Genomic DNA, 12,336 nt, shown 5'->3' with positions numbered 1-12,336 from the left:
ATACCCCCTTATCATGAAAAAAATTACTCAAATGATCTGTGTCCTTTTGACCGTTACAAGTATGAGTGCGCAGCAAGAAAAAGGAATTATGGGCTACACCAATTGGTTAAACAACTGGACTGAATTTAAGCCTAACAAAGTGGAATATGGAGAAGCAAACCAGATTTTAGCAGGAAATATTTCTGTTAATACTAAATTGCTTAAAAGGAATATTTATGTTTTGCAAGGAAACGTGTATGTTACAAACAATGCCGTTTTAACAATTGAGCCAGGAACATTAATCATTGGAGATTTCGAAACAAAAGGAACGTTGGTAGTTACAAAAGGTGCACAACTTGTTGCTGATGGTTTAGAAACAGATCCAATCGTATTTACTTCAAACCGTAGCCAGAAAAAAGCTGGAGACTGGGGTGGAGTTGTTATTCTTGGAGATGCTCCAATCAATAAATTTGGAAATGTTGGTTCTTACAATATGGATCTAGATCCTACTCTTACTACTTATGGTGGTGATAATGTAGCTAGTAACTCAGGAATCTTGAGATTTGTAAGAATTGAATTTGCAGGAAAAAAAGTTAAAGGAGCAGATACTTTTAACGGATTAACAATTGCAGGTGTTGGTAGCAAAACAGTACTAGAAAACATTATGGTGAGCTTCTCTGGTGGTGACTCATTTGGTTTCTTTGGTGGAGACTTAAATGCTTCTAAATTAGTTTCTTACAAGTCAATCAACGACGATTATAAATTTACTCAAGGTGTTCAGTGCCGTTTATTTAACTCATTGGCAGTGAGATCTTCTTATTTATCTAGTAACAAAGACGGTTCTCGTTGTATGGAAGTAAAATCTTTCGAAAAGAAAAACGAAACTGACTTTACTAAAAAACAAACTTTAGTTGTTGCAACTAACATCACAATGTTAAACGACAGTGATAACATTAAAGCTGATATTCAGGCAGGTTTAGTTAAAGAAGCAGTGTATGTTGCTGAAACAGCTTCTCTTGAAATGAAGCGTAGTGTAATCTCTGGTTTCAACCCGGCAATATTATTAGACAGTAAAACTGAGATTAATGATGCTAACCTTAAAAAAATCAAAATTGAAGAAATGTATTTTAACCTATGTAACGGAAATATCTTTACAGAATACAATTCTAACAATGAAGATTTAGAAAGCTGGTACGGAAACCCTGTGTTTTTCAATGTTATGTCACAAAGTGATAACAAGGAAACTTTCATTGACATCTATAACCCTAAAAAACCAGATTTCAGACTACAATTAGGAAAAATCACAGCGTCTAGCGGAAACAAATAGATATATTCCGATTTTTATTTCAGAGCGTAAATTTTATTAATAAAGTCCCCAGACACAATTTATGTCAGTCTCGTTCAGGACCAAATAAAGATCAGAACATAATGGCCCCATCAATAAGAAAATATTTTATTTGTACAATATTTTTGGTTTCGCCTATTGCATTATTTGCACAAAGTACTAATGAAATACCTACTGTTTCAGCAGATTTTTCTTGTACAGCGTTGGTGAGTAACAATGACCAAAAAAGTGATATAGCTGATGTTTCTATCAGCAAATTAGATAATAATTCTAATCAGCCTATAGTAGGGCTATCCATCCCCAAGGATAGCCTTATTATTGCAACTGGTTCAGATAATCTGACTTCAGAGTGTAAAGAAAACGTATTAATTACAGCGACCTATTCTGCGCTTGCAAAAGACATTATAGAGAACTACAAATACGATTTTTCGGAAACATTTATCGATATCTTGTTTTTTGAGAATATAGATTTAGCAAGAACCCGCACTATATGATTCAAAAAACTACTCTGATACTATTTCGGATTTTTTTATTTATTAGCATTTTTATTCTAGGTGCTAACACAAGTGTTTATGCGCAAAAGTTATCATTAAAACCTTTAGACGGTGTTGAAAAGCTTTGCGCCGGCCCTACTTTTAATGAGTTTTACGTATCGTTTAGTTATGAAGAATTTCCAGCGGATGTAACTTTTGCTGTTGAAATTTCAGATATAGACGGAAGCTTTTCAACTAGGTTTACAACCGCAAAAACGTTAGATGTTATACCTGTGTCTGCTACGCAGCAAACTATAAAATTTGCCGTACCGGTTGATTTAGTTGGTTCAGATGTTTATAGTTTCAGAATTAAAAGTTCGACCGGAGTTGTTAGTGGTAAAATTAAAAATTCATTAGGACAAATGTCTTTCCCTGCTTACTACAAAAGTTATGAAAGATCTTTTTCTATAAACAAAAAAAATACGACTGCAGTAATCTGTACTGGCGGATCCTTGACATTAACTGTCGATAATGATACGCCGGGTGATATCGGATCTTCTCCTGCAACTTATCCAAACTTCAAATACATCTGGTATAAAAATGATGTAGTAATTTCAGGACAAAGCTCTAGTACGTTAATCGTTAATTCTTTGGGCGATTATTATGCTCAGGTTGACTATGGTCAATGTATAGATCCGAATATTGTTTCAAATCTTGTTACAGTTAGTTCTTCAAGCTCTGGTTCAGCAGTTACTGTAAATTCATCTTTAGGGAATCCTTTCTGTTCAAATGGTGAAGGAACTGTTTTAACAGCTACATCTGGAAATAGTTATGTTTGGAAAAAAGATGGAAAAGTAATTGACGGTGCAAGTGCTCGTACTTTTTCTACAAATGAAACGGGTATTTATACTGTAGATGTTGATTTTGGAGGTTGCGTTGCATCAGGAACTATCGATTTAAAAAGTACTGAATTTACAAGCTCAATAAATGTTCCGGAGACGAATGTTATCAGCCAAGGTGAAACATTAAAAGCAACAGTAACTACGGATGCTTCTAATCCATCTTTTCAATGGTATTTGAATAATGGTATTATCAACGGAGCAAACAGCAATTCTTATGATGTAACTACAAGAGGAAATTACAAGGTAGTAGTGAGTCAGTCTGCGGGTTGTGCGGTGGATAAAGAATTCTTGTTTACGGTTTCATACGATTCAGACCCTACGACTTCTGTGACAAAGATTGCAAATATTATCAGTTTAAGCAGTTATCCTTATGATGTTTGGGATATACCAAGTGAATACAAAAATCCTCAAACGAATGTAAAAATTATTAGTTCGAACGGAGACATGGTTCTTGATGTTGTTAACTATCAAGGCGATTGGCCACCCGCCGGATCAATAGATATTAAAAATGTAAATCCAGTTTATTACTATGTCATTAAGTCCGACACAGGTGAAAAGAAAGGATCAATAACACTGATAAAATAAATGAAGAAAATCCTACTATTCATAACTTTATTTTACGGTTTTACAAATGTACTCTATGCTCAGAATGCCCAATCTGAGGATGGAGTTGTTTCGTTTTCGTTACCTATAAGAAATTCTTTAAAGTTCAACAGATACATTATTAATCCTGCGTTCAGTTTTGTACGTGAATCTAACGCGTATGTGAGTTTTTATAATAAAAGACAATGGGTGCAGTTTGAGAATGCGCCACAGACGTATTTATTTAATTATTCAGGACGTTTTAGAGAAAATGAAGCTTTTGCTTTTGGATTGTTCCAACAAAATTATGGTGTTTTTACCGTTTTTGGTGGAATTGGAAACTTCGCTCATAACATCGTTTTACAAGAAGACAGCAATCTTACTTTTGGTCTTAATGTGGCCGCTTACAGAAGTGGATTAAATGATGGAAAAATCATCAGCAACGACCCAAATCTTCCAATAAGCAATGTTCCTTCAAACACATTACTTGCTGTAAATCCGGGAATCAATTACGGTACAGCTTTTCTTGATTTTGGATTATCTGTAAACAACTTGATTCTTTATAATTTTGGTTCAGGTATGGTAAAAGACGATCCGGAAAGAGCAATCGAACTTCATGCAATGTATACGGGTTATATAGACAGCTATGGCTTTTTTGACAGAAGTAAATTCTCAGGAATTGTAAAAACAGAGATTAAAAAAGACAAAACAGTTTTATCAGGTCTTGCCATGATCGCTATTCCGCAAGGAGTTTGGGCACAGGCAGGTTATAATACGTTATACGGAATTTCAGCTGGTTTAGGAGTTAATATTTCGCCTAGTATCGCTATCGAATACAATTATGAAAGAGGAATGGGCAACTTTACCAATATGGGTGGTTCTCATGAATTTGCAATTGCATATAAATTCAAAAACAAAAATTACTATTACGGCGACGATGAAGAAGGTTCACTAATTGATCCAGCTAAACCAAAACCAGTAATGGCTAAGAAAGCAACAACAGCTCCAGTTACCAGAGTAGATGGTGCTGAAAAAGCAAGATTAGCTGCTGAAGCAAAAGCGGTTGCAGATGCTGAGGCAAAACAAGCAAGACTTGCCGCTGCAGCAAAAGTTAGTGCTGATGCTGAAGCTGCAGCAAAAGCAAAATTAGAAGCAGATAATAAAGCTAAAGCAGATGCCGAAGCATTAAAAATAAAACTTGCTGCTGATGCAAAAGCGAAAGCAGATGCCGCAGCTGCAACCAGAGCACAAACTGCAACTGCAAATAGAAATGTTGCTGCAACTCAAAAAACACAAGCGCAATTGGCCGCTGATAAAGCCAGAGCTGATGCTGAAGAACGCAGATTGAAATTGGTTGCTGATAATAAAGCAAGAGTTGATGCTGCAGCAGCTGCAAGAGCACAAGCGGCAGCAAATAAACCTGGAGCAGTAGCAGCAAAAACGCCACAACAATTAGCTGCTGATAAAGCGAAGGCAGATGCTGAAGCAATGAAATTGAAATTGGCTGCTGATGCGAAAGCAAAAGCGGATGCTGAAGCTGCAAAAGTGAAAGCAGATGCTCCAGCTCAAAAAACGCCTGCACAATTAGCTGCAGACAAAGCAAAAGCGGATGCCGAAGCTGCAGCAAAAGCAAAATTAGCTGCTGATGCAAAAGCAAAAGCCGATGCAGAAGCGCTGAAAATAAAATTAGCTGCTGATACTAAAGCAAAAGCAGATGCTGCTGAAGCGAAGAGAAAAGCGGATGCGAAAGCAAAAGCAGAAGCTGCAGATTTACAATCAATATTGGCTGCTGATGCAAAAGCAAAAGCAGATTCTGATGCTTATCAGGCTAGATTAGCTGCTGAAGCAAAAGCAAAAGCGGCCGCTGAAGCAAAAACGAAAGCTGCGATTGATGCTGCAAACAAAGCGAAAGCTGCAGCTGACTTAAAAGCAAAAGCTGCTGAAGATGCTGCCTTAAAAGAAAAATTAGCTGCTGATGCAAAAGCCAAAGCGGATGCGGAAGCAAGACAAGCGTTAATTGCTGCCGAAGCAAAAGCAAAAGCGGATGCAGAAGCATTGAAAATAAAACAAGCCGCAGACGCTAAAGCGAAAATTGAAGAAGATGCAAGACAAGCAAAATTAGCTGCTGATGCGAAAGCAAAAGCAGATGCTGAAGCTGCTCAGGCGAAATTGGCTGCAGAAGCTAAAGCGAAAGCAGATGCTGAAGCATTACAAGCAAAACTAGCTGCTGACGCAAAAGCAAAAGCGGATGCCGAAGCTGCACAAGCTAAATTGGCTGCTGATGCAAAAGCAAAAGCAGATATGGAAGCTTTACAAGCAAAATTAATTGCTGATGCAAGGGTAAAAGCAGATGCTGAAGCAACTGCAAAAGCAAAAGCCGATGCTGAAGCAAAACAATTACAGCAAGCTGAAGAAGCACGTCAGGCAAAATTAGCTGCAGATGCAAAAGCGAAAGCTGACGCAGAAGCGCTTAAAATAAAACAAGCCGAAGAAGCAAAAGCAAAAGCTGATGAAGAAGCACGTCAAGCGAAATTAGCTGCCGATGCAAAAGCGAAAGCAGATGCGGAAGCGCTACAAGCAAAATTAGTTGCTGATGCAAAAGCCAAAGCAGATGCAGAAGCTTTACAGGCAAAATTAGCTGCAGATGCTAAAGCTAAAGCAGATGCTGAAGCATTACAAGCGAAATTGGCTGCAGATGCAAAAGCAAAAGCTGACGCGGAAGCGCTTAAAGTAAAACAAGCTGCTGAAGAAAAAGCGAAGATAGAAGAGGAAGCACGTCAGGCAAAATTAGCTGCTGATGCGAAAGCTAAAGCAGACGCCGAAGCTGCACAAGCGAAATTAGCTGCTGACGCAAAAGCAAAAGCGGATATGGCAGCGTTACAAGCTCAATTGATTGCTGACGCAAAAGTAAAAGCAGACGCCGAAGCTACAGCTAAAGCAAAAGCCGACGCTGAAGCAAAACAATTACAACAAGCTGAAGAAGCGCGTCAGGCAAAACTAGCTGCTGATGCAAAAGCGAAAGCAGATGCAGAAGCATTACAAGCAAAATTAGCTGCTGATGCAAAAGCAAAAGCCGATGCAGAGGCATTGAAAGCGAAATTAGCTGCCGATGCAAAAGCAAAAGCTGACGCTGAAGCATTACAAGCTAAACAAGCGGCAGAAGTTAAAGCGAAAGCTGATGAGGAAGCACGTCAGGCAAAATTGGCTGCAGATGCAAAAGCAAAAGCGGATGCTGAGGCATTAAAATTGAAATTAGCTGCTGACGCTAAAGCTAAAGCAGATGCTGAAGCATTGCTAGCGAAACAAGCAGCAGACGCAAAAGTGAAAGCTGATGAAGAAGCACGTCAGGCGAAATTGGCTGCAGATGCAAAAGCAAAAGCGGATGCAGAAGCATTACAAATCAAACTTGCTGAAGAAGCCGAATTAAAAGCAAAATTAGCTGCTGATGCTGCAGCTGCGGACGCTGCAAAATTAGCAGCATCGAAAGATGAAACAGCAAAAGCAATCGATAACTTGACATTGTCTCTTGAAAGTTCAGCTAAGAATCAAAAAGATTTATTATCACAGTTTAATACTACTGTTGCAAATAAACAAAGAGATTTGAATGACTTGAGAGAAGAGAATGATTTAAGTGAAAAAGGTATTTATAAAGAGCCAAAACCATTCAAAAGCGTTGCGGCAGAAAATAGTCAGTTAGAAGCTTTAAAAGCGCAGCTTGCAGAAGCCAACAGATTGCAGAAAGATGAAATTGCGAAGTTGACGAATTTATATAACGAACGACTTAAGAAAGTTCCAAATAAAAATGACGCTTTAAATAAAGCTTATCTGGATAAGATAAACGAATTGAAAGCGGCTCAGTTAAAAATGGAGCAGGACAATGCAATATTACTTTCGAATTTAGAGCGTATTAAAACGGAAACTGAAATCGAGAAAAAACGTAGAATTAAGCGTGCTGCCTACGAAAATGATCAGGGAAGATATGCACAGGACGTTGCCGCTCTTAAACGTATTAAGGAAACAACAAAACTGAGCAGTACGCCATTGACCGCAGCTGATTTTGATTTTGGTGAAGATCAATCAAATATGCAGATCATCAAGAATATTAAAAATTCTGAAAGCGGATATTATATGATTGTGGCGGTACACAGCAGTGTTGAAAAGAGAGATCAGTTTTTAACGAAAGCAGTTGCAGCCGGACGTTCAGATGTTAATTTCTTTTATAATGTAACAACAAGTAAGTATTACATCTATTACGAGAAATTTGATGGTTTATCTGAAGCTACTAAAGCATTAGAAGCAAAAGGAAATAAACCATACAACGGTAAAATGGCTATCGTAAAAGTGGAGAATTAAGATTAGATATAAAAAAATAAGGCACCTTAAAACAAGGTGCCGAATTGAAATAAACATTTTAAAGCGCTTAAATTTTTTAATTACTAATGCCCCTTAGGGATTAAGAGAAAGCACAAAATTAAATACCATGAAAAAACCTACTATTCTAAAAATTGGATTGTTGTCTTTGATCTTCTTGCAAAGCATTATTTCCCATTCGCAAAATCTGGTATCTTATGTTGAAAAAAGCGATCAGAGAGTAAAAGCAGGTCAAGTTTTAGCAGATGTTTTTCCGCTAAATACGCAAGCAAATGTTTTTGCAAATGACTTTACACCTGCAAACAAAGATGCGGCTGTTGCGATGACGAATCCTATTATTCCTTACGCGCAACTACCTTATGCCGGACAAGTTTCAATTTGTCCGAACGACGGAAATCAATTACCAAAATTGTTTTTGTGTGGAGGAAATGATTCCAGACCTCTTCAAGTCAACATACCGGATGCGCAATCTATTACCTGGGAAAAGTTTATTTCCGGTGGAAGTTGTGCAACTGTTGCTAATAGTGATTGTGCGAACTTAACTGCAGCTGCAGCGTGTTGGGTACAGGTGGAGACTGGAAAAGACTTTCTGGCAAACTCTGCAGGGCAGTTTAGAGTAAAAATTACCGATAAAACGGGTACTCCTTTTGTGTTTTATTTCAATGTGTATCAAAATACTTTAATTCCAACTGCAACAAGTAAAAGCGACATTATAAAAAATGCTGCTGGATGTCAGATTGATGGTCAGATCAAAGTTGATGGATTTGGAAATGGTTATGAATATAGTTTTAGTAGAACAGGAAGCCCTGGAGCATGGCAAGATAGTAATATTTTTACAACAAGTACAGCGGGTAATTATACAGCTTTTATTAGAATAAAAAATGTAGTTGGATCTTGTGAATTCAAGGTTATAAACCTAGAAATCAAAAATCTTACTTTTACGACAACTTCAGAGATTGCTGCAGGAAAATGTGATGGAGATAAAGGAAGTATCCGTGTAATTACAAATGACATTAATAAAAAATATACCTATAAAATTTTTAATCCTGCGGCTGCTACAAATACAACGGCTTTAAATACTTTTGGTCCAACAGAAAATGCAGAATATACTTTTACAGGATTAAATGCAGGAACTTACAGAATAGAAACTTCAGTTGAGGGTTCTACATGTATGACTGATACACAGAAAACTGTTGTTGTACCAAATACTCCTGCTAAATTAACATCAACAGTAACGGAAACAAAAACATTAACTAATTGTGCTTCTGGAACGCTTACTGTTACTCAGACTGGAGGAACGTATCCTTTTAGATATCTTGTAGATGTAAATGGTGCCGGATTTGTTCAAAACGGAACCAATGTTATTACAGTAGTAACTCCGGGAAAATATCTTATTCGTGTTGAAGACACAAATGGTTGTTTTGTTGACAAAGAAGTTACAGTCGCTAATGTTACGAAACCAATTTATACGATTACAAAAACAGATGGTAGTTGTACAGATCCAAGAGGAACTATAACGGTTAATGTATCAAATACGAATTCATTTATTGTTGAATATAGTTTAGATGTAAAAAATAATGGAGCATTTGAAACCGGTACAGTTTCAGGTACAACCGGTTCTAAAGTTTACTCCAATCTTGATCCTGGAAACTATATTATAACAGTTAGATATAAAAAATCGGGTGTTAATGGCGGAAATTACTGTACAGATCCAATCGCTCCTACGTCGATAGGTCTTACAACTGCTTTGACTGCATCTGCAGGTGTGGCTGAATTATCTGGTTGTGGTCCGGCTGGAAAAACATTACAGGGTAAAGTTAGAATTACAAATGCTGAAGGTGGAGTTCCTATAGCGGGAGCGGATCCTTATTTATATAGTTTTGATGGAAAAAAGAGCTGGACTACAAAAAACGAAGCTTATGTTGATCCTGGAGTACATACTTTTTATGTAAAAGATTCTAAGTGTGAAGTAGCCTTGCCTGCAGTTACTTTAGCTACAAAACCTGCTGATCCAACTATTAAGGTGGATGATCCGGTTTTTAATTGTGACGGATCTGCAACTACGGTCGTAACAGTTACAAACGGAAGTACGACACAGTTTAGTTATGATTACTACATGGATGGTAAACTTAACACAAACAATCCAAACAATATTTTTACAAACGTAACCCAGGGAGATCATACGGTTACCGTTAGTTATAATGTATTAAAAGTACCTACTGAAAGTGTCTTGCTTAACGAAAGTTTTGGTTCAGGACCAGACGTAAGTTCACCGGGTATTAATCCTAACTTCTGTTGGGAAAGACAGGTAGAGGCAACGAAATGTAATAACAATAAATTATTTGGTAATGGAGAATACACCGTTACTAATTTACTAAGAAACGATCCATATTCTGGATGGTGGAGTCCTCGTGATAATACTACCAAAGGAGTTGATACAAACGGAAGATTCTTGGCGGTTGATGCTGGTACATCTATTCCGAATAATGCGGTTCTTTATAGAAAAACTATTAAAGACATTATTCCAAACCAACCTATTAAAGTAACTTTTGTTGCAACGAATTTATTAAAAGTTGGAAACACTCAGCCTGACGCATCTCTGACAGTGGAGTTACAAAATGCATCAAGAGTTCCACTTTCTTCTCAATCTACTGGAGGAATTCCAAAAACAAATGGTTGGGTCGCTTACTCAAAAGAAATTGATCCGGGAAATAATACAACTTTAGATTTCGTATTGCGATTAGAGCTTTCGCAGGTAAACGGTATCGACTTTGCGGTTGATGATTTAGTTGTTACGCAAATGCCAAAAGCATGTAATACAGTAGCAAGTTTCCCTATTGTTGTAGACGGAAGTAAAGCTTTCTCAGCGGGTATTACAGGATTTAAAAATATTAAATGTAGTGGTGAGAAAAATGGAGAAATTACATTATCTGCCAAAAATTTCAATCCTAAAAAAGGATTCCAGTATTCTGTAGACGGAGGTGGTTGGCAAACTGTGATACCAGTTCCGGAAGCTTCAAGTGGAAGCAAAACGCTGACCAATTTAGAAGGTAAAATTTATAACATCAGTATTCGTTATGATGATTCAGCAGGTAGCTGTACTTTCCCTTTACGTCAGGAAATTAAATCTCCATCAGCTTTAGAAGTTTCAGCTACAGTAACTACAAAAATGACTTGTGATCATAATGCAACTATTACAGCTGAAGCTAAAAACGGAACACCTGGTTACCAATATAAATTAACAAAGGAATCGGATGGCTCTATTGTAGTAGATTTTCAGGATTCGGGAATATTTGAAAATGTTGATTTTGGGAAATATGTTGTAATCGCTAGAGATTTTAATTCTTGTCCATTACAAGTTCCAGCCAAAGTAGAAGTTGTTAAACCTGAAAAACCAAAAGGAGACTTTCTAACGTCTAGTTTGTGTTTTGATCCAGCTACCGGAACAGATCTTACAATAGTAGTTACAGGTGGGCTTAAACCTTATACATATGTAGCAACCTATAATGGTGTAGCAGGTCAGGAAAGCGCAAAGTTTGATGGACCTAATTTTACTTATAATGCTGCTAATGCAGGTACTTATAGTTTTGTAATTCGTGACGCTAATGGATGTTATTCTGAGCCAATTACTAAAGTAATAGCAGAGAAATTAATTACGCTTACTCCAGCTGTAACACCACTTGATTGTGAAGCTGCACCAGCAAATCAGGCAGTTATTTCAGTAACAATTAATGGAGGAACTGCACCTTATGTAGTTTCTCTTCTTTCAGGAACAGCTACGGGTACTTTGACACAACCAGTTGGAAACGGAAATACTTTTAGTTACAGTATTGCAGCATCTGGCGCATACAAGTTCCAGGTTAAAGATGTAAATGGTTGTATAACAACTAGTGATGCTACTATAAATCCTTTAGTTGGTGTAACAGGAAAAGTTGTAAAAGCTACAGATCCAAAGTGTAATAATGGTTCAAATGGTCAGGTAGAAATTGAAGGAGGCGGTGGAACCGGAACGTATACTTATAGTTTTAACGGAAGTGGTTTTACAAACAAAACTGTATATACTAATTTAGATGCTAAAACAACAACGTCTAATACTACTGTTTACAAATATCAGATAAAAGATAGTAACGGTTGTCTTTCACCAATATATGATGTAACATTAAATAATCCTGCAGCAGTTGTAGCTTCAGCTAGTTTTCCTCCTAATACAACATGTGCCGGCAGTGTAACGATCACGGTGGCTGGCGCTGGTGGTTCAGGCGGATTCAAATACAGTTTTAACGGAAGTCCTACTTACACAGGAACAAATACTTTGTCTGTAACGTTGACGGCTTCCACTCAGGACATCACTTATTCTGTAGAGGATTCTAATGGTTGTAGAGATACAAAACAGATTACGGTTCCGGCATACAACCCACCGACAGAAGTTAAATTTTCAACGCCACCGGCGATTACTTGTAAGGTTGGAGGTACTACTACTAGTGTAACGGTAAGTTCAGTAGGCGGAGTTGCTCCATTTACTTACACACTTGTTTCAGGTCCTAGTACGGCACCTTCTAATTCAACAGGATTATTTACAGGATTGGTTTCAGGACAATACACTTTTGAGGTTAAGGATTCTAATGGATGTACCAAACAGGGAATACTTACTGTTGACCCTAAAGTTGCTATTAAGGCAGGTGAG

At 37.4% G+C, this 12,336-nt stretch carries 5 protein-coding genes; all 5 read left to right on the top strand.

Going from position 1 to position 12,336, the window contains the following annotated elements; genetic code table 11:
* The first annotated feature begins 13 nt into the window (after positions 1-13).
* The gene (locus tag BD847_RS07915) at positions 14-1,306 is read left to right on the top strand and encodes a hypothetical protein (protein WP_115887751.1); all 1,293 of its coding nucleotides are present in this window, start codon (positions 14-16) and stop codon (positions 1,304-1,306) included.
* 101 nt (positions 1,307-1,407) lie between these two features.
* Positions 1,408-1,818, top strand: a complete 411-nt coding sequence (locus BD847_RS07910) for a hypothetical protein (RefSeq protein ID WP_115887750.1) — start codon at positions 1,408-1,410, stop codon at positions 1,816-1,818.
* On the top strand, positions 1,815-3,284 hold the full coding sequence (sprC, locus tag BD847_RS07905) for a gliding motility protein SprC (protein ID WP_115887749.1): 1,470 nt from the start codon (positions 1,815-1,817) through the stop codon (positions 3,282-3,284). The genes BD847_RS07910 and sprC overlap by 4 nt, the downstream gene beginning before the upstream one ends.
* The gene (locus BD847_RS07900) at positions 3,285-7,634 is read left to right on the top strand and encodes a PorP/SprF family type IX secretion system membrane protein (protein ID WP_115887748.1); all 4,350 of its coding nucleotides are present in this window, start codon (positions 3,285-3,287) and stop codon (positions 7,632-7,634) included.
* A gap of 127 nt (positions 7,635-7,761) precedes the next feature.
* Positions 7,762-12,336: hypothetical protein (locus BD847_RS07895; protein ID WP_147298509.1), on the top strand; the 4,575-nt coding region annotated here is incomplete at its 3' end.

Source organism: Flavobacterium cutihirudinis (genome assembly GCF_003385895.1).
Lineage (GTDB): Bacteria > Bacteroidota > Bacteroidia > Flavobacteriales > Flavobacteriaceae > Flavobacterium > Flavobacterium cutihirudinis.
Note: the sequence above shows the minus strand (reverse complement) of the source record. Positions and strands in the feature narration are given on the sequence as shown.